Source organism: Verrucosispora sp. SN26_14.1 (genome assembly GCF_004307965.1).
Classification (GTDB): Bacteria; Actinomycetota; Actinomycetes; order Mycobacteriales; family Micromonosporaceae; genus Micromonospora.
The window spans coordinates 36024-57631 of record NZ_SISL01000005.1; the positions used below are offsets into that span (position 1 = coordinate 36024).

Sequence of the window (21608 nt, forward strand, 5' to 3'; positions counted from 1 at the left end):
AGCCAACCCGCTCAGCGTTCGGCGCCGGAGCCTCTTCCGGCGCCGAACGGGCACACCCATCGTGGAACATCCACCAGTGCCCGATGACCAACCTTCACGCACGCAAGGAATCTCCGACCCGGAGAGGAGTTCGCCGTGGTGCCCTTCGGCGATGCGCTGCTCGGCTGGCTCGTCTCGGCTGCCGGCACAGAAATGTTCCGTCGACTGCGTGGCGACCGCGTCAAGCCGGCCATGCGGATGGTCGTGGCGGACGCTGTCGACACGACCCTCATCGAGATCATCGGAAAGAATACCCAGCGCGCACAGGGTCCAGCGCGGGAATTGCGCCGCGCGCTATTGAGCCGTCGTGACGGTATCAGCGTGATCCAGGTGAGCGATCGTGCGGAACTGGCGACGGCGCTGCGCAAATGGCTCGACGTCACCGCCGGCCGGGGACCCGAGCAGGGCTGGCCCGCGACGCCGGAAGTCGTCGCGGAGTGTCTGGCTCGTAACATCGTCGCGGGAATTCACGGAAACGCACGTGCCGGCGGTGTTCTCGCGCCGCTGTCGGAGTGGTTGTGGCGCAACGAGGCCGTCGAGATCCTGGGCCACATCAGGTACAAGGTGGACCAGATGCCGCTTCCAGATCGTTCCCGCGGTCACCTGCCTGGGCAGATGCCGGACTTCACCGGCCGCAGCCGGGCCGTCGAGGAACTGTCCGAGAGACTGGCCGCGCACGATCCCTCTGGCACCGTCGTCTCGATCAGTTCGGTGACCGGAATGGCCGGCGTGGGCAAGACAGCCCTTGCGCTGCACGTCGCGCACCGCTTCGCGGCGAGGTATCCGGACGGCCAGTTCTTCATAGACCTCCACGGTTACACACCCGGCCTGCCTCCGGTCACCCCGCTCGTGGCGCTGGAACAGTTGCTCGACCAGGCCGGTGTGCCCAGCCACAGCATCCCCCCTGACCTGGAGCGTCGGCAGGCTCGCTGGCGGGTCCGGATGGCCGGACGGACGGCGCTGGTCGTGCTCGACAACGCGCTGAACGCCGCACAGGTCGCGCCGCTGCTCCCGATGTCACCGGGCAGCCCTGTGATCATCACGAGCCGCAGCCGGTCCGTCGCACCATTCGGTACCCGGCCGCTGTGGCTGGACGTCATGACACCGCAGGAGTCCGCCTCCCTTCTGGTGCGGCTGGTCGGCGCCGACCGCTGTCAGGATGTGGCACGGGTGGCGAGGGTGACGGACCTGGCGGGTCACCTTCCGCTCGCCGTCACGGTCGTCGCCGGCCGGATGAACAGCGACCCGACACTCGAACTGGCCGACGTGCTTACCGATCTGGCCGACACGAACCGCCGGCTTGGCGAGAGCGATGCGGAGTACGCGGGTACACGAACGAGCTTCGAGGTCTCGATCGACCGGCTCGACGAGGTGACGCTCCACGCGTTTCGGCTCGTTGGTGTCCATCCCGGCCCCACGATCGGTGTCGAGCAGTTCGCCGCCCTGCTCGACCGCCCCCCAGGGCAGGCATCTCAGCTCCTGCGAGACCTCGGTGACCGCAACCTCGTCAGGCCCACGCGAAGATCCGGCAGCAGGCGCTGTTACGAGCAACACGACCTGCTTCGCGACTACGCCCGGGACCAAGCGGGCAGCTCGCTTTCGCCGGCGTACCGCACGGCGGCGCTCCACCGCCTCACGACGTGGTACCTCGCTACGCTCGACACGGCCGTGCGGCACTGGTACGCGACCGCGTCGACCAGCGTCGATGACGCGCCGGGTCGGTTGAGACTCGACAGTCCGGACGACACCCGCGCCTGGCTCGTCGCCGAAGAGGACAATCTCATCGCACTCACCGCCATCACCGGGGACCGGGACGCCGCCACGCTGGGAACTCTCGCGGCCCGCCGGCTGTACCTGCTGGACCATCACGTCGCCGCCAATCGTCTTGCGCAACGCAGCAGGGAGACCTTCCAGTTACTTGGTGACCGTGGTGGCGCCGCCCGTGCCCAACGGATTCTCGCCGACGTCGCCCGGGCCACCGGCGATTTCCCCGCCGCCTCCCGGCTCTCGTCCGGTGCGGTGCTGGTCAGTCGGGAGGTCGGCGACCACCTCGGCGAGGCGCTCGCCCGACAGAGCCTGGGCGACGTACTGCGACTGCGCGGCAGCCTCGCCGAGTCGCGACAGCAGTTCGAGCGCTCGGTGGAGATCTGCCGGGAGATCCACGAGCAGCGTGGTGAAGGCCACGCTCTGCGTGGACTCGGCGACGCCTTCGTCGCCGTAGGTCAGTTCACGACAGCGGCGCAGCACTACACGCGCGGCGCCCAGCTAATGATCGACTATGGGGAGCAGTTGGGCGCCAACCACATTCGGCGTGGCCTCGGTGACGTCGCGGTCGGCCACGGAGATCTCGTCACCGCCGCCGAGCTGTACCGGTCGGCGTTCCAGACGTACCAGGAACTCGCCGACCGGTACGCCGAGGCACGGACCCTTCGTGACATGGGCGACCTCGTCCTGCTGCTCCACCAGCAGACCGTTGCCGAACAGCACCACACCCGGGCGTTGACGATCTGCCAGGAGATCGGCGACCGACTCGGCGAGGCTCACGCGCTACGCGGACTCGGCGACGTCGCTGCCGGCATGCAGCACTGGGACGACGCAGAGCGACACTACGCGGCATCGGCCGCACTCGCCGAACGACTCCACGACCTCGTCGGCCTGTCCCGTGCGTGCTGGGGACTGGGGCAGGTCGAGGTGGCCCGACAGCGGCCCGATCAGGCACGCAAGCTGTGGAGCCGCGCATTGCTCGGCCTGGAGCGGACCGGCTCCCCCTTGGCCGCACGTGTCAGGGAGGCGCTGCACGACCTGCCGTCGTCGGACCCACCATGACGGTCGGTCCACCGCCGATGGAGCGGTCCTGACGCGCCCGCGGATCCGTCAGCATCAAACCCGGCAGGCGTCCGTCCTCACGCGTCCTTGACCGCCTTCTCGTACGACTCAGCGATCACCGCCCAGTTCGTGGAACGCGCCGCATGATGGGTCGCCCTCAAACCGATGTACATGAACTGCACGACAAGCGGCGTGCCAAAGCACAGAAGGGCGCCGAGGACCTGGCCGAAGGTCAGCGCGCCCGGGAGGCGAGGCGCCGAGGCACCGACCGAAATCGCGATGATCGCGGTCAGCAGGGAACCGTATTTGAGGACGGTCTCCCCCATGTTCTGCCGGTTCGCGAAGGACGCGGACACCAACCGAGCCCGACTCGCCAACCGCCTCAGGTCGTCAGGGTTCTTCACGTCGTCAGGCTCCGGAAACCTGATCATCTTCACGTCGCCCATGCCCCGGCCCGTCCGAACTCGAACCGCGAGCAGATCCCAGCGATTCGGCTCACTACTTGGCGTACGAACGGCTTGGCAGCGGGAGAACGCCGTCAGCGGAACGGCGATGACTGACCGGACCTGGTCGCCGCCACTCTGCCGTACGGGGGATCCGACACCTCCGCGAGCAGTCTTTCTCAAGAGGGAGCCTTCCGTGCACACCAGCGATGCCCACAGGACGAGTGGGCAGTGGATGCTATTTACCGCTGAATAGCGGCTGACCTCCACTGTCGCTGATCTGACATACGGTCAGCTTTCGGCGGCCGGGTCGGCGGTCGACTGCGTCGGCCAGAAGGGCCACTCCTCGAACGCGACGCAGCGACCGTCCTCGGCGAAACGCATGATCCACAGATCGCGGTACTCCTGGGGGACCCGGTCGCCGTAGCGGACCTCCAGCCGCGCCACCGCGGTGTCGCCCTCCACGGCGACGATCTCACTGGTCATGTGGAACACCTCGTCGGAGCCGGTCCGCTCGTCCTCCCACATCGCCGCGATGGCCTCCAGGCCGATGACCGGTGTCCGGTACGGTCCCTGCTGGTAGCTCGCCTGCGGCGTGAAGATCGTCGCGAGTACGTCCGTCCCCGGCGTCCGCCACGCCTGTTCGTAGGCCGCGAGCCAGCCGGTCACCTGTTTCCTGTCCACGGATGCCAGCTTGCCACTCGACCGGGCGGCCGACGGTGATGTTCGGTCACACCGTGACAGCGGTGGGGCTCATCGCGCTCGGACGCGTCGGCGAACCCGCGAGACGATCCACCGCAACAGTCGAACCCACCTCGACCACCGGTGCGCAGCGTCGACCGGGGTACCGGTGAACAGTGCCGCCCTGTCCAGGCTGTCGGTCATCAGCGCCGCGTGCAGCGGCCGGTAGATCAGCGGGTACGTCAGGGCGGCGGGCCAGCGCATCCGCGCCACCAGTGAATGCCGGAGAACGCATTCGTCGCCGGCCGCCGGGATCAGCTCGTACTCGTGGAAGCCGTCGAAACCACGCGGCGCGGTGAAGCGGAACCGGATGCGCTGTCCCGGCTCGTACTGCTCGACCCGGTATCTGATCGGCCCGTGACCGCCGACCGCGCCGACGCCCAGCGGGCGGTCGAAGCGCATCGCCGGCCACCGTCCGGTGGGCCACAGTTCGTCGTGCGGGCCGGCGAGCGACTCGATCAACGGGCGGCAGCCCTGGACGGGCTGGAGCAGTCGACGTTCGTGCACGTCGCGGACCATCCGAACTCCGTACTAGAGAATGTTCGCTAGTTCAAGCAGCGAGTATTCTCTACTTCGTGCCACAGCCGGTCAAGTACTCCACCGACGTCCTGCTCGACGCCGTACGCGTACTGCTGCTCGACGGTGGTCCGGCCGCCGCCTCCGCTCGCGCCGTCTGCCTGGCCACCGGCGCCTCCAGCGGCACCGTCTATCACCGCTTCCCCACCCGGGACGACCTGGTCGCCGCCGCCTGGCTACGCGCCCAGGACCGGTTCCTGGACGCCTACCTCGGCGCACTGTCGCTGCCCGACACCGACCACGCCGTCGACGCCGCCGCCACGGTGCTCACCTGGAGTCGCACCCACCCCGAGGACGCCACGCTCCTCCTCCGACTCGCCCTGCGTGACCTGCTGCACCGGGACCTGTCCGCCCCACTGCAACGGCGGGCCGAGACCAACCAGCGGGCCCTGCACGAAAAGCTGACCGCACTGGCCACCCACACCGGCCACCCACTGGCCGACGTGCTCCTCGCCGTCGTCGACCTGCCCTACACCGTCGTCCGGCGAGTACTACAGACCGGAAACGTCCCGACCGACGACGACGTCGCCGCCGTCCGCCGCGCGGCCACCGCCCTTCTCGCCCCGCACCCGGGCGTACGCGAGAAAAACCCGGCGCGGCCCGACCCGGACAGCCGATAGATTGCAGCCCATGGGCAGAATCCTCTCTGTCAACCTGGCCGTGCCGGAGCGAAGCACCGCCAAACGGGTCGGCATCACGGGCATCAACAAACAGCCGATCGACGGCCCCGTGGCGGTCCGCGCACCCGGCCCGAAGACCACCGGGCTGCACAGTGGACTGGTCGGTGACCAGATCTTCGACATCGAGCACCACGGCGGTGACGACCAGGCGGTGTACGCGTACGCCCGCGAGGACTACGACTGGTGGGAAGCCCGACTCGGCCGGGAGCTGCCCGGCGGAGTCTTCGGCGAGAACCTCACGACGGTCGACGTCGACGTGAACGGCGCGGTGATCGGCGAGAGATGGACCATCGGCGACGACCTCGTGCTGCAACCGACCTTCGGTCGCATCCCGTGCGTCACGTTCCAGGCCAAGATGGCCGAGCCCCACTGGCTCAAGACGTTCACCCGTGAGAACCGCCCCGGCGCCTACCTGCGCGTCCTGGCGCCCGGCGAGATCCGTGCCGGAGATGCGGTCACCGTGACGGACCGGCCGGCCCACGGCGTGACGATCGCGGACGCCTTCCGCGCCTACATGACCGCACCGGAACTCGTGCCCACGCTGCTGGCGATCGACGGTCTGCCCGACGACCTGCGGGAGGTGCTCGGCAGCCGTGTGTCAGCATCACGTCCATGTCTGAGCTGACCGTCCGGAGCATGACCGAGATCGAGTTCGGTCAGTGGTACTCCAGCCTCGTCCGCGTCTACGCCGACGAGCAGGTGGCGGCCGGGAACTGGTCCGCCGAGAATGCCCTGCAGATGGCCCGCCACAGCAACGAGACTCTGCTGCCGGACGGCTTCACCACCGCCGGCATGTTGTTCCTCAAGGGTGAACTCGACGACGGGACCGCCATCGGGGTGCTGTGGATCGGGCTCACCCATCCTCGGGGCATCGCTGACTGTGCGTTCCTCTACGACATCGAGGTCGAGTCGGCGCACCGGGGTGCGGGATACGGACGCAAGCTGCTGGCCGCCGGCGAGGACGTCGTCCGCCGGCACGGCGTCTCGGCCCTCGAACTCAATGTGTTCGGTGACAACGACCGTGCTCGGCGGCTCTACCAGAGTTCCGGCTACCGGGTGGTCACGCAGCAGATGCGCAAAACGCTGCTCAGGGCGTGATGAGGTCCGCAACGCCGTAATGGCTCCACCACGACGGATTGTGTCTGCGGATCTGTCCCTCGATGCGGGTCAGTAGCAGCCAGTTCCCGTCCTGGATCAGCGCTGCGTCCTCCTGCCGGCCAACAAGAACCCGCGCGACGGCTTTGATCATGGCCGGAATCCCGAGGTCGACGATGTCGTCGGCGCGCATGGAGAAGTCGATGTCGACGAAGGTTTGCGGCTCCCACTCCCAGCGGGACCCGTCGTCGTCCGCGTCGAAGTAGCCGTTGGTACCCGCGTTGACGCTCAACGCATACCCGCACGTGTCGTAGAGGCGAGCGCTGAGCGACTGTGGATTGGTGTCGTTTGGCTGCGGCCTCTCGACGGCGTTGGTGGCCACGAGGTCAGCCACGTGTGTTAGCGGGACATCGCCCGCCAAGGTCAATCTGAACTCGACCGCCATCCTGGCGCCTTCCCCTAGTCTCGCCGTACGATCTGCACGATCGCACCGTTCGGTGTTACGGCCACGAGTTCTTTCAACTTCTCGATGGGCCAGTGGTCGAACTGGTTCCGTAGGGCGGTGAGGTCCCCGTTCCAGTCGCGCAGGTTCAGCACGACGCGCTGGGTCTGCCCCTTGTCGACCTTCTTGTGAACCTCGGTCCACACACCCCGTACCGTCTTGCCCGGAGCGGGGGAATAGCAATCGAACACGTGGCCCTCGACCAGGTAATCAGGGTCTCTGTTCGCCTCGCCCGTGTCGCCGGTGTGCAGTCTCGCGGCGATGATCTCCTGCCGCGTCGGGTTCTGGTGAATCCGATAGCTCCTGTTGGCGACTATATCGGCACATTCGTTCTCCAACTCCAACGAACGTCGTCCCTTGGCGTCCAACCGCCTGGGAATTCTGGTCCTCGGCCCTGTCGGGGTTCCGCCCGGCACACCGGTTGGCGGCCTCGTCCAAGGCGCACCAGAGCCGCGTTCACCGGATGTGCCGTCTGCCGAGACGTGAGGTGTGGACGGCGGACCACTTCTGTCGGACGGGGCAGGGCTGGCCGGTACCTGACCTCCAGCCCACGCTAGTTTCCCGACGATCCCAACTGCCGTGCCTCGGCGATCGCCGCTTCGACGTGCTGGCGAGCACCACCGGTGCGCGTAATGACCAACACCAACACCTGCCTGATGCTGTCCAGGGATTGCAGGAGCGGTCCGGGCTGCCCGCCTTGCAGGGTCATGGTGACAAGTTTCTGCGCTTCACCGACCTGACCGACAGCCACGGCGGCCGCGTCTCGGGCGCTGTCCACCGCTGCCTGCACAGGTGCGAGCCCGGCAATTGTCTGCTGTGGGGTGGCTTCCTGGGGCACTGACACGGTGGCCTTCGTCGCTTCGCCGATCGAGCCGGCGATGCTTCCCAAACCGCTCTGGATACCCGTGATCGCATCGCGTGCCCGGGTCACGCCAGCCGCGACGGCGACGAAGCCAGCAGCTGCGGCCCGCACCGCAATCTGCTGCGCCTGCCGGTCGGCGCTGGCCGCCAGCCCTTGAGCCCGTTCCACACCGGTCATCAGGACGCGAAGTTCGATAATGATCTTCTCAATGTGCGACACGAAGCCGGCGTCCCCCCGATCGATGACACTCAAGGTGTTTCACCGGGAAATTACCGGGGCTTACGCGGAGACACCAGACGCTGGCAGCCGGCTGCGGTTGTTGCTGTGAACGCCGGTGGTGGTCGCGGTCGGCCGACGCGCGGCAGGTGACGGTGCCGCTCCGGCGAAGGGGCTAGCCTACGGACATGGCGAGCGCCGAGCTGGATGAGTTGATCGTGGCGGATGCCGAGGAGCTGCGCGCGTGGTTGTCCGCCAACCATGCGACGTCGCCCGGTGTCTGGCTCGCCCTGACCAAGAAGGGCGGCACGGTCACCACGCTGACCTGGCAGCAGGCGGTCGACGAGGCGCTGTGCGTCGGGTGGATCGACGGGCAGGCCAAGAAGCGGGACGAGGAGACGTCCTGCATCCGGTTCACTCCCCGCCGACCGCGCAGCATCTGGTCGCAGCGCAACGTGTCGCACGTGGCGCGGCTGGAGGAGCAGGGTCGGATGTTGCCCGCCGGGCGCGCCGCCGTGGAGGCCGCGAAGGCGGACGGGCGGTGGGCCGCCGCGTACGCCCCGTCCTCGGAGGCCGAGGTGCCCGAGGACCTCCTCGCCGCGATCGCCGCCGAGCCCGCCGCCCAGGCCATGTTCGACGTGCTCACGAAGACCAACCGGTACGCGCTCGTGCACCGCCTCAATTCCGTGAAGCAGGCCCGGACCCGGGAGCGGAAGATCGTCGAGTTCGTCGCGATGTTGGCCCGGCACGAGACGTTCCACCCGCAGAAGGCCACACCGCCGCAGTCGACGTCCGCCTGAGCGCCTGCTGCCGGTGGCCGGCGGCTGGGCGCACTATCGTTGCGGCGTGCGCATCCGTTTCGACATCCCCGCCGATCCCGCCTACCCCGGCCGCGTGGCCGCCGCGATGAGCAGCGACCAACTGCGCAGGTACGCCTCCGTCGGCGCGGTGCTGCTGACGGTCGGCGTGATCGGGCTGGTGGTCTCGCGGGGGTCGTCGTGGGGCGAGCAGATCACGCCGCTGTGGATGGCGATGGCCGTCGGTGGTCTGCTGGCGATGTTGTACTGGCCGTGGGTGCGGTTGCGGGCCCGGCGCCGGTCCGGCGGCTATGCCGTGGACGGCAGCTACGACATCACCGACGAGAACATCATGATGCGCAGCGGTTCGGAGTCCGGTGGCATCGCCTGGGAGGGTGTCTCCCGGGTGAAGGACACCCCCGAGTTCTGGGTCGTGTACGTCGACCGGATGCCGGCGACGGTGATCCCCCGCCGCCTGATGTCCGCCGGGGACGCCGAGACGTTGCGGACCTTCATGGCCGCCCGTGGGTTGCTTCAGGACGACGCGCCCCGGCGCTGAGCCGCGCTACCCGCAGAACTCGGCGTGCAGGTCGGCGTAGGGCCGACGCCGGTCCCGGTACCGCCAAGGTCTGCCCACGACGATCTCGGCACAGCAGTGCGTCCCGGGTACGCGGGCGCGATGTGCCGGGCACTCCTCGGCCAGGGCGCGTACCTGCTCGGCTGCCCGCTCGTACGCCGTACGGCTGCCGGTGAGCACCAACGTCTCGGCGGCCACGTCCCACCGCAGATGGTCACGGAACTCCCGATGCCAGCCCCGCTCGTGCTCGGTGTCCGACAGCACGGGCCACGCGTTCCCGGGCAGGTCCACGGTGTGCGGACGTCCCGGGCCCAGCCGGGACCGGACCTGTTTCCACCGTGACGGCGGGAACGCGAGCCGGTGGTGCACCAGCACGAGGTCGAGCGGACGTCCCCACCCGCAGTCGTGACGCGCACCGGCACGGCGCAACGGAAGGTAGACGATCGTGTGCGGTGATCGGGCGGCCAGACCCCAGGCCAGGGCGAACATCGTCGCGGTGGGCGCGTCGAGGCAGAACTGGGCGCCGAGACGACCCTCGTAGAGGCCGGCGGATCCCGGCAGCCTCACCGGGCGCACGACGCGGTACTGCTGGTGCCCGAGCCGGACCGTACTGACCAGCACCCGCCAGGGGTGTCCGTCCAACCGTCGACCCACGCCCCACAGCCTCCCGCCGCTCACCGTCCGCCCTTCGCGTCGAGCATTGTCGCCGCAGCGGCCACCGAACGGCGACGGGATTTCTACCCGGTTGTCCGGTGCCCGCTGCGACGCCGGCTCAGAGGGGACCCAGGACCTCGTCGGGTGAGGCGTCCAGGGAGAGCGTTTCGAGGACCTGGAGCAACTGTCGCTCCTCGTACCGGAAATGGCTCTCCATGATCGCGGCGACACCCTCCAGGTGGCGATCCAGCTCGGCGACGGGCGCGGCCCGGTCGATGGCGGCCTGGAGGCCGCCGAGCAGGTGCGCGATCATCGAATGGTCCTGGCGGAGATAGCGCAGCACGGGCGCCAACTCCGGGTGGGCCGCCTCGATCGCCGGGAACAGTGTGGCGTCCTCGCCCCGATGGTGTCCGTCGAGGGCAGCGCAGAACCCGTGGCAGTACAGCAGCAGGTCGCGGGTGGCCGCCTCGCCGGAGGTGCCGTCGGCGACCGCGGTGCGGACGAGGTCGAGCGCCTTGCGGAGGCGGGTGTGGACCTGGCGAAGCTCGTAGCTCCAGGCGACGAGCCTGGTCGTCTCGCGCTCAGTCACGCGGAGACGAAGGATGCGACGTGAACACCGTCGTTCTCCCTCGGTAGGGCGCCTCCATGCCTGACACGGTCTGCCACCGGCACGCGACGCTCACCGGAGCATAGTTCATGGGTAGCCTGCCGTCGTGATCGATCTGGTCGAACGGCACACCGTCCTCGCGGTCGTGGTCGGGTCGCGGGCGTACGGGCTGCACGGCCCGGACTCCGACCACGACCGCCGTGGGGTGTTCGTGGCACCCACCCGCGCGTTCTGGCTCCTCGACAAGCCGCCCACCCATCTCGACGGACCGGCCGAGGAGCAGTTCTCCTGGGAGATGGAGCGGCTCTGCGTCCTGGCCCTGCAGGGCAATCCGACGGTGTTGGAGGTGCTCTGGTCCCCGCTGATCGAGGCGATCACGGTCGACGGGGAGGAGTTGCTGGCGATGCGGCGGGCCTTCCTGTCACGGCGGGTGGCGGAGACCTACGGCAACTATGCCCGTGACCAGCTCGACCGGGTGACGGCACGGCGGGAGCGGACCGGCGAGACGAACCACAAGCAGGCCATGCACATGATCCGGCTGCTGCTCGCCGGGGCGCACGTCCTGCGTACCGGTGAGGTCCTGGTCGATGTGCGGCACCTGCGCGAGGAACTCCTCGCGGTGCGGCGCGGCGACCTGGCCTGGGAGTCGGTCACCGCGTGGGCCGCCGACCTACAGGCCGCCCTCGCCGACGCGGCAGCTGCCACCGCGCTGCCGGAGCAGCCCGACCGGGCTGCCGTGGACCGTCTGCTGACCACCGTGCGGGAGAGGAACCTGCGATGACCGTCGACGTGCCGTCGTGGGCTGGATGCGGATCGGCTGTCTGGAGACGGACCTCGCGGTGATCGGGTGGCGTACCCGGCTGGGCTGAGTCCGGACGCCGGGTCGTCTGGCCCACCGACGACGAAGGGCAAGGAGATGTCTCCTTGCCCTTCTTAACGTATAGCGCACCGGGGGGCTTGCGGCAAGGCCCCCGGTATGCCGCAGAATCGGCCGGCCGAGGCCACAACCTGCGGAAACGGGGGCAGACGTGCGGGTGTTGATGTCGACTGACGGCAGTCCTGGGGAGGTCGGGCCAGGCCGCCCGGCGGTGTCGGAGGTGTCGCGATGACCGAGCGGTACGTGGTGGATCTTCAGGAGGTGGACGCGACGCGGCTGGCCGTGGTCGGTGGCAAGGGCGCGCATCTGGGCGAGCTGTCCCGCGTCGACGGCGTACGGGTGCCGGCCGGGTTCTGTGTGACCACGGATGCCTTCCGGCGGATCATGGCGGACGCGCCGGTCGACGCGCTGCTCGACGATCTGGCGAGGTCGGCGGCGGACGACTCGGAGGCCATCGGCACGCACAGTGCGCGGATCCGCCGGATCATCGAAGGGCTCAGCGTTCCGGCCGAGGTCACGGCCGCGATCACCGGCGCGCTCGCGTGGTACGGGGAGCAGACCGCCTACGCGGTGCGGTCCAGCGCGACGGCCGAGGACCTGCCGTCCGCGTCGTTCGCCGGGCAGCAGGACACCTACCTGAACGTGGTGGGGCCGCAGGCGGTCCTGGCGCACGTCCGCCGCTGTTGGGCGTCGTTGTTCACCGAGCGGGCCGTGGCCTACCGCCGGCGCCACGGCATCGACCACCGGTCGGTGCGGATGGCGGTGGTGGTGCAGCAGATGGTCTTCCCGCAGGCGTCCGGCATCCTGTTCACCGCCGACCCGGTCAGCGGCGACCGGAGGGTCGCCACCGTGGACGCCGGCTTCGGTCTCGGTGAGGCCCTGGTCGCCGGGTTGGTGAACCCGGACGTCTACCGGGTACGCGACGGCGAGATCGTCGGCAGGTCGGTGGGCACGAAGCAGTTCGCCGTGCAGGCCCTACCGGCCGGCGGGACCGCGCAGGTGACCGTCGAGGCATCGCGGCGCACGCATCCGGCGCTGACCGACCCGCAGGTCATGGCGCTGGTGGAGCTCGGGCGACGGATCGAGGCGCATACCGGTCGGCCGCAGGACATCGAGTGGTGCCTGGCCGACGGCCGCTTCCACATCGTGCAGACCCGGCCGATCACCACGTTGTTCCCCGTCCCCGACCGCGACGACACCGACAAGCACGTCTATGTCTCGGTGGGCCACCAGCAGATGATGACCGACCCGATGAAGCCGCTGGGCATCTCGGTGTGGCAGCTGACGGCCATGGCGCCGATGATCGAGGCGGGCGGCCGACTGTTCGTCGACGCGATCCGCATGCTGGCCGGCCCGGGCAGCGCCGCCTTCCTGGACATGATCGGTCGGGCCGACCCGTTGACCCGGGACGCGTTGCAGACCGTCCTGGATCGGGGCGACGTCGTCCCGACGGCGCCGGACGCCGCTGCCGCCGGTCCCCCGCCAGGCGTACCGCCTGCCCCGATCCCGACCGACCGGGCCGTCGTGGTCGACCTGGTCGCGCGCAGCCAGGCGTCGATCGCGGCGCTGCGGCGCGACATCGCGACGAAGACCGGGCCCGAGCTGTTCGACGCCCTGCTGGCGGCCTTCGAGGAACACAAGCGTGTCCTCGCCGACCCGCGGAGCATGAAGGTGATCATGGCGGGGATGGAGGCCGCCTGGTGGCTCCACGACCGGCTGTGGGAGTGGCTGGGTGAGAAGAACGCCGCCGACACGCTCACGCTGGCCGTACCCGACAACGTCACCTCGGAGATGGGTCTGGCGCTGCTCGACGTCGCGGACGTGATCCGCCCGTACCCGCAGGTGGTGACGTTCCTCAAGGGTGTCGACGACGACGGCTTCCTGGACCGGCTGCCCGAGGTCGAGGGCGGCGGCGAGGCACGCGACGCGATCGAGGCGTACCTGGACCGGTACGGGATGCGGGGCGTGGGCGAGATCGACATCACCCGGCCGCGGTGGCGCGAGCGTCCGAGCATGCTGCTGCCGGTGCTGCTGGACCACGTCCGCAACGTCGCACCGGGCGAGGCCGGGCGACGCGTGGCGAACGGGCGGCAGCGGGCGCGAGAGAAGGAGGAGCAGGTCCTGTCCCGGTTGCGGACCCTGACCGACGGACACGACAAGGCCGACGAGACCAAACGAATGATCGATCGGGTCCGCACCTTCGCCGGGTACCGGGAGTACCCGAAGTACGACATCGTCAGCCGCTACTTCGTCTACAAGCAGGCCCTGCTGGGCGAGGCCGAGCGCCTGGTACGGGCCGGCGTGCTCGCCGAGGCGGACGACGTGCACTACCTCACGTTCGGTGAGTTCCACGAGGTGGCACGCACGCACCGGGTGGACGCCGGGCTCGTCCGGCAACGCCGGGAGGCGTTCCGCTCGTACCACGCGCTCACCCCGCCCCGGGTGCTCACCTCCGACGGTGATGCCCTCAACGGGGCGTACCGTCGCGACGACGTGCCGGCCGGCGCCCTGGTCGGTCTGCCGGTCTCCACCGGGACCGTCGAGGGGCGCGCCCGGGTCGTCCTGGACATCGGGCAGGCCGACCTCGCACCGGGCGACATCCTGGTCACCGCCTACACCGACCCCAGTTGGTCGCCGCTGTTCCTCGGCGTCGCCGGCCTGGTCACGGAGGTGGGCGGGCTGATGACCCACGGCGCGGTGATCGCCCGGGAGTACGGCCTGCCGGCCGTGGTGAGCGTCGAGGGAGCCACCCGGTTGATCCGGGACGGGCAGCGGATCCGGGTGCACGGCACCGACGGGTACGTGGAGATCCTGCCCTGACCGGGGTCGAGGCGGCTCAGGTGAGGGCGGCGACGGCGGCGTGCAGCCAGGTCGATGCCGGGGCGTGCCCGACGGGTTGCGCCGTGCCGTTGATGGTGGCGGTCAGCGAGTGGTACCTGCCGAGCAGCGCGACGTGTCGGCTCACCTGCGGACCGGGGTCGGCGGCGGCGATCTGCCGCCGTACCTCGGTCAGGTCCTGGTCGCCGCTGCGACTCGCGGCAAGCGCCACCCACCGCGTCGCCACCTGCCGGGCCTCGCGGGAGTCGACCGGTACGCCGGCCTCGGCCGCGGCCCTGGCCTGCGCGAGGATCTCGACCTGCGCCGCGACGTCCGCCTCCGCCGCCGGGTCCGCCCGCTCGCGGTCCGCCGTGCTGGCGAAGGTCTCGCCGAAGAACTCGCGGACCGCCTGCCGGAAACCGGGGTCGCGCACCAGGTCGGCCAGCTCGATCCACGCGTCCAACTGCTCGCCGGTGGGGTCCTCCGGCAGCCGGGGCCGCCACGGGCGCAGGTAGTCGACGAACTCCCGCAGGTCGAGACCGTCGGTGACCTCGGCCCAGAACTCCTCCACGAGCTGCTCACGGTCGTCGTCGGACATCGACGCCAGTCGGTGCACGAGACTCACCTGCCCGGCCTCGCTGTCCTGCCGCACGACCGCCCGCAACACCGCCCGTCGGGTACGCAGGTGTCCCATCTGCCGCTCGACGAGCGCCAGATGGGCCCTCGCGAGATCCCGCACCGTGATCTCGTCGGCCAGCAACCGACGGATCTCGTCCAGCCCCGCGCCCAGGTCCCGCAGCGTCCGCACCAGTTCGAGGGCCGCCACGCCCCGCGCGTCGTAGCACCGGTACCCGGCAGCGGTGTACCCGGTCGGCGCGACGATGCCCTCGTCGGCGTAGAACCGGATGGCGCTGACACTCAGACCCGTACGCCGGGCCACATCCCCGATCGACAACCACTCGTTCATGACCACCACCTTGGCGTCTCAAGTCGCCTGAGAGTCAACAGCGGCCCCGGCAGCCGGCGCCGGCTCTAGCGGGCCAGTCGCTCCAGGAGTTCGCCGAGCAGTCCGCGTTCGCCCGGGGTGAGGTCGCCCGGATCGTCGTCGACCAGCGCCCGCAACGTCAGGGCCGCGCTGGCACGGGTCGTGGAGGCGGCGGTGGAAGGCGTGTGCAGGACTCCGGCCAACGCGGCCTCGCGGGCACGCCCGGACAGCCCGAAGTCCGGCTCCGGCTGGCTGATCAAGGTGAGCGTGATGCCGATGTTGGCGGCGAACAGCTGCTCGGCGGCATCGGCCGCCGGCACCTTGAGCAGGCCCCGGGCGGCAGCGGCGGTGAATCGCTCGCGCAACGCGGCGTGCGCGGGAGCGGTGACGGCGCAGGTCCTTCCCGGCTCGGCGCGGCCGTAGAGCAGCCCGTAGAACGAGGGGTGCTCCAGCCCGAACTGCACGTGCTTGTCCCAGCCACTACGCAGGTCGTCCAGCGGGTCGTCCGAGTTCTCGACCGCCGTGTACTGGGTGAAGCCGTGGTTCGCCACGGCGTCGATCAGGCCCTGCTTGCTGCCGAAGTGGTGGTACAGCGTCGGGGCTTGCACCCCGGCGCGTTCGCACACCGCCCTCGTGGACACCGTGGCGCCGCCCTCCAGCAACTCGGCTGCGGCAAGGAGGAGTCGATCTCGCGCGCTCTGCATGATTGCTACATTAGCTCATGTAGCGCTACATTGCTCGCTATAGCGGAAGGAGAAGTCCATGAGGACTTGGTTCATCACCGGTGGGACGCCCGGAGGGTTCGGCCTGGTCTATGCCGAGGCCGCGCTGGCACAGGGCGATCAGGTGGCAGTCACGGTGCGTCGGCCTTCTGAACTGCGGGAATGGGCTGCACCGTTCGGTGAGCGGGTGCTGGTGCTTCAGCTCGACGTCACCGACGCCGACCAGGTGCGCGCGGCGGTCACGACGGCAGAGGAGCGGTTCGGCGGGATCGACGTGCTCGTCAACAGCGCGGGCCGTGGCTGGTACGGCTCGATCGAGGGGGCCCCGGACGAGACCATCCGCCGCACGTTCGACCTCAACCTGTTCGCCGTGGTCGACGTGATCCGCGCGGTCCTGCCGGGTATGCGGGCACGCGGCGACGGCTGGATCGTGAACATGTCGTCGGTGGCCGGCCTCGTCGGCGCAAAGGGGTTCGGTTACTACGCGGCGGCGAAGTTCGCGATCGAAGGACTGTCGGAGACACTGCGCCAGGAGGTCGCACCGTTCGGCGTACGCGTGCTCGCCGTGGAGCCGGGAGCGTTCCGCACCAGCGCCTTCTCCTACTTCCGCGACGAGCCCGTCACCGAGACCGTCGACGCCTACGTGCCGATGGTCGAGACCGTCAAGGCGGCTTTCGTGGACGCTGACGGCAAGCAGGCAGGTGACCCTGTTCGTGGTGTGCAGGCCGTGATCAGCGCGATGAACGCTCCCGTTCCACCGCACCGGATCGTGCTCGGCAACTCCGGCTACGACGTCGTCGTCGCGATGCACGAGAACGCCCTCGCGGAGCTGCGCGCGAACGAGAAGCTGTCCCGCAGCGCTGACTTCGAAGACCGGAGAACGGACATGAACGACATCACTCTCCCCCAGGCCGTCGACACCTTCGTCGAGGCCACCAACGCGCACGACGTGAACGCGCTGGCCGCAGTCTTCAGCGACGGGGCCACCGTGCGTGATGACGGAAGGGTCTGGGCCGGCGAGGCCGAGATCCGCGAGTGGATCCAGGGGCATCTGATCAACCCCAAGATCGTGCTCACGCCGACCTCGTTCGCGGACGACCGGCTGGTGGCCTCCGGGGACGGCGACTTCCCCGGCGGACCCCTGTCCTTCTCGTTCGTGTTCGGCATCAAGGACGACCAGGTCACCGACCTCGCGATCGCCCCCCTCTGATCCGTCCCGGCTGGGGGCAGCCTGAGGTCCGCCCCAGCCGTAACCGGCGAAGGCCAACTGCTCGATCGCGCACCCGGTCTCCTCGCGCAGCCTCGCAGAGGTCGCTCGCCGCGCCGACGCCCGGCGGGCCCGCCCGCCGCGTCCAGACCGGTTCGTTCAGGTGGGCGGTGTCAGGGAGGGCGACAGGTGGGCGCGTTCGCCCTGGGCGCCGAAGAGCGTGAGCAGCTCCGCGGCCTGAGAGTCGGCGCTGCCGATCTGGTGCGGGATCCGGGTGTCGAACTCTGCGGCTTCGCCGGGGCCCAGCCGGTATTCCTGGTCACCGAGGACGAGCCGGACATTTCCGTTGAGTACGTAGAACCATTCGTACCCCTCGTGGGTCTGCAGTGTCGTCGTGGCCGACTTCCCGGCCGGTGGATAGATCACCTTGTAGGCCTGGATGCCTCCGGCACGTCTGGTCAGCGGCACGACGGTGAAGCCGGATCGCCGTACCGGCCGCAGGTGGATGCGGGGATCGCCGGTGGGCGGGGCCGCGACCAGTTCGTCGAGCGCGACGCCGTGCGCCCGCGCCAGCGGCAGCAGTTGCTCCAGTGTCGGGCGCAGTTTCCCGTTCTCCAGACGCGAGAGCGTGCTTGCGGTCAGGCCGGTCTCCGCCGCCAAGGCGGCCAGCGAGATGTTCCGGGCCTGGCGTAGTGCGTGCAGGCGCGGGCCGACGCCCGCAAGGACGTCGTGCGACGTGACGTTCATGAACCCATCTTGCGGATCCGCAACGTTTCTCGCAAATAGGCAACGCCGCTGGTCATGCTGGCAGCGGAGGTAGGCAACCGATGCTCACATCAGCAGCAACTTCGAGATCAGCAACGCGGTGGTCGCGCACCGTCGCCGCAGGTCACGACGCGGCCACCCGGGACGACGCCGAGTTCGACCGTCAGTTCACGCACGAGACAGCCGACGTCGACGGCGTGAAGATGCACGACGTCACCGGCGGCACGGGCGAGCCGCTCGTCCTCCTGCACGGCGGGCCCCAGTCGGGGTACTCGTGGCGCGAGATCATGCCCACGCTCGTCACCACCGAGCTGGTGACCTTCTTCGCGGACGGGGCGGACCGATGACCGACGCGCTCAAGGCCGAAGCGTTCTGGGAACAGCACTACCGCGCCCGGCGCGGCGGCGGCACCGGGCACCCCAACCCGGTGTTGACAGAAACAGCCGAGACACTGCCTCCCGGCGATGCCCTCGACCTGGGATGCGGCGTCGGCGGCGACACCATCTGGCTTGCCCGGCACGGCTGGCAGGTCACCGCTGTGGATATCTCAACCGCCGCCGTGGAAAGGGTGCGGGCACGCTCCCGACAACTCGGCATCGACGACCGGGTGACCGGCGAACAGCACGATCTGGCCCGGAGCTTCCCCCACCGGCAGTTCGACCTGATCTCCGCGCAGTACCTGCACACTCCCTTCACGCTGGATCGCGCGCGGGTACTGCGTACCGCGGCGCACGCGTTGCGTACCGGCGGTCATCTCCTGATCGTCGACCACGGCTCGACCGCACCCTGGTCGTGGAACAAGGATCCCGACACGCACTACCCCTCACCCGGCGAGACCGCAGCCGAGCTCGCCCTCGACCCGGACCGATGGTCCGTCGTACGCGCCGACACGCCGCACCGCCGGGCCACCGGACCGGGAGGCCGGACCGCCACCGTCACCGACAACGTTCTGCTCATCCACCGACATGATCGGAGAAGCTGATGTCGCCGACCGCCCGACCCAGGAGACGCAAGGACACCGGGCCCGCGTGGACCGCCCCCGGCGAGAAGGACACCCTGGTCGGCTTCATCGACTACCTCCGCAACGCGATCATGGACAAGGTCGCCGACGTACCGGAGCCCGAGGTCCGCACCGCCGGCGTACCCTCCGGCACCAGCCTCCTCGGGCTGATCAAACACGTGACCGCCGTCGAGAGGTTCTACTTCCTCGAAGAACCGATCACCAACATGCGCCGCACGTTCCAGCCCACTCGGGACGACACCGTCGACGGCCTGCTCGCCGGCTACCGGGCGACGATCGCGCAGGCGAACCAGGTCATCGACACCTGGACCGATCTGACCCAGCCGGCACCCCGGCCGCCCGGCCGCGACGCCCTGCCGCCGTCGCAGCGATGGGTGCTGGTCCACATGATCGAGGAGATCGGACGCCACGCGGGGCACGCAGACATCATCCGCGAGAGGATCGACGGTTCCACCGGCCGCTGACAGCCACTGCGGCCAGTCCCGATCCCGTCCAGGCCGATCTGGAACGGCGCTCGAAGCGGATCTGAAGACAGGTGGCGGGCCGGCTCCCTTGAGGATCCGGCCCGCCCATGTCGAGGTGTCACTGCGCTAGCGGGTGGCACAGATGACGGCGGCGATCGGCGCGGGCAACGGGTACACCTGCTCGACCGGCAGCCGGGCGACGGCAGCCCGGTCGTCGCCGGCACGCACCAGGTCCCGGATCTGCCGCACGTCGGCGGTGACGTCGCGGATGGCCACCACCCAGTCGTCGACGTACCCGGCGACGGCCGGACCGGAGAGCCCCACCTGCAACGACCGGTACGGCAGCGCCGCCAGGCGCAGGGACCGTTCCGGATCCCACTGCACCCGTACCGGGCTGGTCTTGAGCTGCCGCGACCAGGCCGTCCGGTCGGCGTGCACCTCCGGGTCGTAGTGACTGAGGCAGGCCCGCTCCAACGCCCACTCGAAACCCTCGCGGCGCAGGTCCACGGCGAGCACCCGCTCCTGGCCCTCCTTGGTGGCCCAGCCGCAGCGGTACATCATCCACAGGAACGACGGCTTGATCCACGTCATCCGTTCCCGCTTGAACGGGGCCACGAAGCGACCCGCCGCCACCGCCGGCTCCGCGATCTGCGGAGAATACGCCTGGTAGACGGTGATGGTGTCGGCCGAGTATCGGGCGCGGATCTGACGCAGGGGTACGGACATCCGCCGATCGTCGCCGACCCACCCGAGCACGAGCCACCGAATTCGGCGGCGCGAACCGTCACATGGAGAAGCGGTTCACCCGCTCGGGACGCAGCACGATGCGGACCACTCCCCCGCTGCGCCACTCGTCGACCAGGCTCTGACGCGCGGGATCGCTGATGTCGTAATACCGCTCGGCGAGCCGGGTCGCCAACTCCACGCCACCGTCGTCGTGCAACGTGACCGGGCCCTCCACCGACACCCAGTGCTCGGGCTCGCCGGTCGGTGCGGCCACGACCACGGAGGCCCGGGGTCGCTCCCGGATCCGGTCCAGCTTCGGCGCGTCCGGCAGCGAGAACATCTGCAGATCCCCGTCGTCGGTGACCTCGAACCACACCGGGCGCGGCGCGGGCCAGCGGTCGCCCCGGGGCGCCACGGTGAGGAAGGCGTGCAGCGGCCGGGCGAGCAGGGCGAGATCCTCGTCGCGGAACATGACCACCAGCCTAGGACCGGTGGCGTACGCCCGCAGGCTTCTGCCGTCGGCGAAGAATCTTGGCATGCCGCGTACACCGCTGCTTGGCTCGTGGACATGGAGATGCTGGTGTTGGGCGGCACGGCGTGGCTCGGGCACGAGGTCGCCCGGCAGGCGGTCGACCGGGGGTACGCCGTCACCTGCCTGGCCCGGGGCGAGATCGGGACGGTACCGCCCGGCGCGGTCCTGGTGGCCGCCGACCGGGGCGATCCCGGCGCGTACGACGGGCTGCGCGACCGTGACTGGGACGCCGTCGTCGAGGTGTCGTGGCAGCCGCGCTTCGTGCGGGAGGCGCTGCGGGCCCTGGGGGGCCGAGCCCGGCACTGGAGTTACGTCTCCTCGGTCAGCGCCTACGCCGACCACGACACCCCCGGCGCCGACGAGTCGGCGCCCACGCTGCCCGCCACGAACCGCGACACGGTCGACCGCGAGGAGTACGGCGAGGCGAAGGCGGCCTGCGAACAGATCACCACGAGCGAGGTGGGTGACCGCGCCCTGGTGGCCCGCGCCGGGTTGATCGGCGGTCCGGGCGACCACAGCGGCCGGACCGGCTACTGGGTCGCCCGCGCCGCCCGCGACCCCGACACACCGCTGCTCGTACCGCGTGATCCCGACCTGTCGACCCAGGTCGTCGACGTCCGCGACCTGGCCGCCTGGCTGCTCGACAGCGCACGGGCCGGCACGGTCGGCACGTTCAACGCGGTCGGCCCGGTCGTACCCTTCGCCGAATGGGTCGCCCGGTCCCGGGCCGTGGCCGGCCACACCGGTCCGCTCGTGCACGCCGACCCCGCCTGGCTGGTGGCGCAGGGAGTGGCCGAGTACATGGGCCCGGAGTCGCTTCCGCTGTGGATCGCCGACCCGGCCGCGCACGGTTGGGCGGCCCGCAGCGGTGCGGCGG

Annotated in this window: 26 protein-coding genes; 13 read left to right on the forward strand and 13 right to left on the reverse strand. The window is 69.8% G+C overall.

Features of this window, described 5'->3' with window-relative positions; genetic code table 11:
* Positions 1–135 precede the first annotated feature (135 nt).
* Positions 136–2865 carry a tetratricopeptide repeat protein gene (locus EYA84_RS01115; protein ID WP_131051094.1) on the forward strand — a complete coding sequence of 910 codons (2730 nt, stop codon included), beginning with the start codon at positions 136–138 and terminating at the stop codon, positions 2863–2865.
* A gap of 77 nt (positions 2866–2942) precedes the next feature.
* Here EYA84_RS01115 and EYA84_RS01120 read toward each other — a convergent pair whose 3' ends face one another.
* The 3 genes from EYA84_RS01120 to EYA84_RS01130 form a co-directional block, all read right to left on the reverse strand.
* Positions 2943–3311, reverse strand: a complete 369-nt coding sequence (locus tag EYA84_RS01120; protein WP_131051095.1) for a hypothetical protein — start codon at positions 3309–3311, stop codon at positions 2943–2945.
* Between the two features lie 288 nt (positions 3312–3599).
* On the reverse strand, positions 3600–3992 hold the full coding sequence (locus tag EYA84_RS01125) for a nuclear transport factor 2 family protein (RefSeq protein WP_131051096.1): 393 nt from the start codon (positions 3990–3992) through the stop codon (positions 3600–3602).
* 69 nt (positions 3993–4061) lie between these two features.
* On the reverse strand, positions 4062–4568 hold the full coding sequence (locus EYA84_RS01130; RefSeq protein ID WP_131051097.1) for an SRPBCC family protein: 507 nt from the start codon (positions 4566–4568) through the stop codon (positions 4062–4064).
* Between the two features lie 56 nt (positions 4569–4624).
* Here EYA84_RS01130 and EYA84_RS01135 point away from each other — a divergent pair, with 56 nt between their 5' ends.
* The 3 genes from EYA84_RS01135 to EYA84_RS01145 are packed head-to-tail and all read left to right on the forward strand — an operon-like array spanning position 4625 to position 6403.
* Positions 4625–5245: a TetR/AcrR family transcriptional regulator gene (locus EYA84_RS01135; RefSeq protein WP_131051098.1), complete on the forward strand. Its 621-nt coding sequence runs from the start codon at positions 4625–4627 to the stop codon at positions 5243–5245.
* 10 nt (positions 5246–5255) lie between these two features.
* Positions 5256–5930 (forward strand): MOSC domain-containing protein, encoded by a 675-nt coding sequence (locus tag EYA84_RS01140; protein ID WP_131051099.1) that lies wholly within the window; start codon positions 5256–5258, stop codon positions 5928–5930.
* Complete coding sequence (locus EYA84_RS01145) at positions 5918–6403, forward strand: N-acetyltransferase (protein WP_131051100.1); 486 nt, start codon at positions 5918–5920, stop codon at positions 6401–6403. Before EYA84_RS01140 ends, EYA84_RS01145 begins: the two co-directional genes overlap by 13 nt.
* On the opposite strand, the gene EYA84_RS01150 is transcribed toward EYA84_RS01145, so the two are convergent.
* From EYA84_RS01150 to EYA84_RS01160, 3 genes are all read right to left on the reverse strand, one after another.
* Positions 6393–6845 (reverse strand): SitI3 family protein, encoded by a 453-nt coding sequence (locus EYA84_RS01150; protein ID WP_131051101.1) that lies wholly within the window; start codon positions 6843–6845, stop codon positions 6393–6395. The genes EYA84_RS01145 and EYA84_RS01150 overlap by 11 nt on opposite strands.
* A gap of 14 nt (positions 6846–6859) precedes the next feature.
* The gene (locus tag EYA84_RS01155; RefSeq protein WP_131051102.1) at positions 6860–7270 is read right to left on the reverse strand and encodes a hypothetical protein; all 411 of its coding nucleotides are present in this window, start codon (positions 7268–7270) and stop codon (positions 6860–6862) included.
* 185 nt (positions 7271–7455) lie between these two features.
* Entirely contained in the window at positions 7456–7983 is a 528-nt protein-coding gene (locus EYA84_RS01160) for a DUF6244 family protein (RefSeq protein ID WP_131051123.1), read from the reverse strand.
* Positions 7984–8168: 185 nt separating this feature from the next.
* Between EYA84_RS01160 and EYA84_RS01165 the strand changes: the two genes are divergently transcribed.
* Together EYA84_RS01165 and EYA84_RS01170 are read left to right on the forward strand one after the other, a co-directional pair.
* Entirely contained in the window at positions 8169–8780 is a 612-nt protein-coding gene (locus EYA84_RS01165) for a YdeI family protein (RefSeq protein ID WP_131051103.1), read from the forward strand.
* Between the two features lie 46 nt (positions 8781–8826).
* Positions 8827–9336, forward strand: a complete 510-nt coding sequence (locus EYA84_RS01170) for a YcxB family protein (RefSeq protein ID WP_131051104.1) — start codon at positions 8827–8829, stop codon at positions 9334–9336.
* A 6-nt stretch (positions 9337–9342) separates the two neighbouring features.
* Here the strand turns inward: EYA84_RS01170 and EYA84_RS01175 are convergent, their stop codons facing one another.
* Positions 9343–10008 carry a hypothetical protein gene (locus EYA84_RS01175; protein WP_131051105.1) on the reverse strand — a complete coding sequence of 222 codons (666 nt, stop codon included), beginning with the start codon at positions 10006–10008 and terminating at the stop codon, positions 9343–9345.
* Positions 10009–10126: 118 nt separating this feature from the next.
* Entirely contained in the window at positions 10127–10597 is a 471-nt protein-coding gene (locus EYA84_RS01180) for a hemerythrin domain-containing protein (RefSeq protein ID WP_131051106.1), read from the reverse strand.
* 124 nt (positions 10598–10721) lie between these two features.
* Here EYA84_RS01180 and EYA84_RS01185 point away from each other — a divergent pair, with 124 nt between their 5' ends.
* Together EYA84_RS01185 and rph are read left to right on the forward strand one after the other, a co-directional pair.
* Entirely contained in the window at positions 10722–11396 is a 675-nt protein-coding gene (locus EYA84_RS01185) for a DNA polymerase beta superfamily protein (protein WP_131051107.1), read from the forward strand.
* Positions 11397–11720: 324 nt separating this feature from the next.
* Entirely contained in the window at positions 11721–14312 is a 2592-nt protein-coding gene (gene rph / locus EYA84_RS01190; protein ID WP_131051108.1) for a rifamycin-inactivating phosphotransferase, read from the forward strand.
* Positions 14313–14328: 16 nt separating this feature from the next.
* Here the strand turns inward: rph and EYA84_RS01195 are convergent, their stop codons facing one another.
* Together EYA84_RS01195 and EYA84_RS01200 are read right to left on the reverse strand one after the other, a co-directional pair.
* Positions 14329–15276, reverse strand: coding sequence for a MerR family transcriptional regulator (locus tag EYA84_RS01195; RefSeq protein WP_131051109.1), 948 nt, complete (start codon positions 15274–15276; stop codon positions 14329–14331).
* A gap of 65 nt (positions 15277–15341) precedes the next feature.
* Positions 15342–15998 carry a TetR/AcrR family transcriptional regulator gene (locus tag EYA84_RS01200; RefSeq protein ID WP_131051110.1) on the reverse strand — a complete coding sequence of 219 codons (657 nt, stop codon included), beginning with the start codon at positions 15996–15998 and terminating at the stop codon, positions 15342–15344.
* Between the two features lie 58 nt (positions 15999–16056).
* On the opposite strand from EYA84_RS01200, the gene EYA84_RS01205 reads away from it, so the two are divergent.
* On the forward strand, positions 16057–17226 hold the full coding sequence (locus tag EYA84_RS01205) for an SDR family NAD(P)-dependent oxidoreductase (RefSeq protein WP_161594875.1): 1170 nt from the start codon (positions 16057–16059) through the stop codon (positions 17224–17226).
* A gap of 156 nt (positions 17227–17382) precedes the next feature.
* Here EYA84_RS01205 and EYA84_RS01210 read toward each other — a convergent pair whose 3' ends face one another.
* A complete protein-coding gene (locus tag EYA84_RS01210; RefSeq protein WP_131051111.1) occupies positions 17383–17970 on the reverse strand; it encodes a helix-turn-helix domain-containing protein in 588 nt (195 codons plus the stop codon).
* A gap of 80 nt (positions 17971–18050) precedes the next feature.
* Here EYA84_RS01210 and EYA84_RS33105 point away from each other — a divergent pair, with 80 nt between their 5' ends.
* The 3 genes from EYA84_RS33105 to EYA84_RS01225 are packed head-to-tail and all read left to right on the forward strand — an operon-like array spanning position 18051 to position 19473.
* Positions 18051–18335, forward strand: coding sequence for a hypothetical protein (locus tag EYA84_RS33105; RefSeq protein WP_201272258.1), 285 nt, complete (start codon positions 18051–18053; stop codon positions 18333–18335).
* The gene (locus EYA84_RS01220; protein ID WP_131051112.1) at positions 18332–18970 is read left to right on the forward strand and encodes a bifunctional 2-polyprenyl-6-hydroxyphenol methylase/3-demethylubiquinol 3-O-methyltransferase UbiG; all 639 of its coding nucleotides are present in this window, start codon (positions 18332–18334) and stop codon (positions 18968–18970) included. The genes EYA84_RS33105 and EYA84_RS01220 overlap by 4 nt, the downstream gene beginning before the upstream one ends.
* Entirely contained in the window at positions 18970–19473 is a 504-nt protein-coding gene (locus tag EYA84_RS01225; RefSeq protein ID WP_131051113.1) for a DinB family protein, read from the forward strand. Before EYA84_RS01220 ends, EYA84_RS01225 begins: the two co-directional genes overlap by 1 nt.
* 126 nt (positions 19474–19599) lie before the next feature.
* Here the strand turns inward: EYA84_RS01225 and EYA84_RS01230 are convergent, their stop codons facing one another.
* Both EYA84_RS01230 and EYA84_RS01235 read right to left on the reverse strand, forming a co-directional pair.
* A complete protein-coding gene (locus EYA84_RS01230; RefSeq protein WP_131051114.1) occupies positions 19600–20199 on the reverse strand; it encodes a DUF4291 domain-containing protein in 600 nt (199 codons plus the stop codon).
* Positions 20200–20257: 58 nt separating this feature from the next.
* Positions 20258–20737: a pyridoxamine 5'-phosphate oxidase family protein gene (locus EYA84_RS01235; RefSeq protein WP_236145536.1), complete on the reverse strand. Its 480-nt coding sequence runs from the start codon at positions 20735–20737 to the stop codon at positions 20258–20260.
* Positions 20738–20767: 30 nt separating this feature from the next.
* Between EYA84_RS01235 and EYA84_RS01240 the strand changes: the two genes are divergently transcribed.
* Positions 20768–21608: NAD-dependent epimerase/dehydratase family protein (locus tag EYA84_RS01240; protein ID WP_131051115.1), on the forward strand; the 841-nt coding region annotated here is incomplete at its 3' end.

Excerpts from the sequence above, each read along its gene's own strand:
- EYA84_RS01120 (WP_131051095.1), bottom strand. The coding sequence starts at position 3,311 with ATGGGCGACGTGAAGATGATCAGGTTTCCGGAGCCTGACGACGTGAAG.
- EYA84_RS01130 (WP_131051097.1), bottom strand. The coding sequence starts at position 4,568 with ATGGTCCGCGACGTGCACGAACGTCGACTGCTCCAGCCCGTCCAGGGC.
- EYA84_RS01140 (WP_131051099.1), top strand. The coding sequence starts at position 5,256 with ATGGGCAGAATCCTCTCTGTCAACCTGGCCGTGCCGGAGCGAAGCACC.
- EYA84_RS01145 (WP_131051100.1), top strand. The coding sequence starts at position 5,918 with ATGTCTGAGCTGACCGTCCGGAGCATGACCGAGATCGAGTTCGGTCAG.
- EYA84_RS01150 (WP_131051101.1), bottom strand. The coding sequence starts at position 6,845 with ATGGCGGTCGAGTTCAGATTGACCTTGGCGGGCGATGTCCCGCTAACA.
- EYA84_RS01165 (WP_131051103.1), top strand. The coding sequence starts at position 8,169 with ATGGCGAGCGCCGAGCTGGATGAGTTGATCGTGGCGGATGCCGAGGAG.
- rph (WP_131051108.1), top strand. The coding sequence starts at position 11,721 with ATGACCGAGCGGTACGTGGTGGATCTTCAGGAGGTGGACGCGACGCGG.
- EYA84_RS01195 (WP_131051109.1), bottom strand. The coding sequence starts at position 15,276 with ATGAACGAGTGGTTGTCGATCGGGGATGTGGCCCGGCGTACGGGTCTG.
- EYA84_RS01200 (WP_131051110.1), bottom strand. The coding sequence starts at position 15,998 with ATGCAGAGCGCGCGAGATCGACTCCTCCTTGCCGCAGCCGAGTTGCTG.
- EYA84_RS01205 (WP_161594875.1), top strand. The coding sequence starts at position 16,057 with ATGAGGACTTGGTTCATCACCGGTGGGACGCCCGGAGGGTTCGGCCTG.
- EYA84_RS01210 (WP_131051111.1), bottom strand. The coding sequence starts at position 17,970 with ATGAACGTCACGTCGCACGACGTCCTTGCGGGCGTCGGCCCGCGCCTG.
- EYA84_RS33105 (WP_201272258.1), top strand. The coding sequence starts at position 18,051 with ATGCTCACATCAGCAGCAACTTCGAGATCAGCAACGCGGTGGTCGCGC.
- EYA84_RS01220 (WP_131051112.1), top strand. The coding sequence starts at position 18,332 with ATGACCGACGCGCTCAAGGCCGAAGCGTTCTGGGAACAGCACTACCGC.
- EYA84_RS01225 (WP_131051113.1), top strand. The coding sequence starts at position 18,970 with ATGTCGCCGACCGCCCGACCCAGGAGACGCAAGGACACCGGGCCCGCG.
- EYA84_RS01230 (WP_131051114.1), bottom strand. The coding sequence starts at position 20,199 with ATGTCCGTACCCCTGCGTCAGATCCGCGCCCGATACTCGGCCGACACC.
- EYA84_RS01235 (WP_236145536.1), bottom strand. The coding sequence starts at position 20,737 with ATGCCAAGATTCTTCGCCGACGGCAGAAGCCTGCGGGCGTACGCCACC.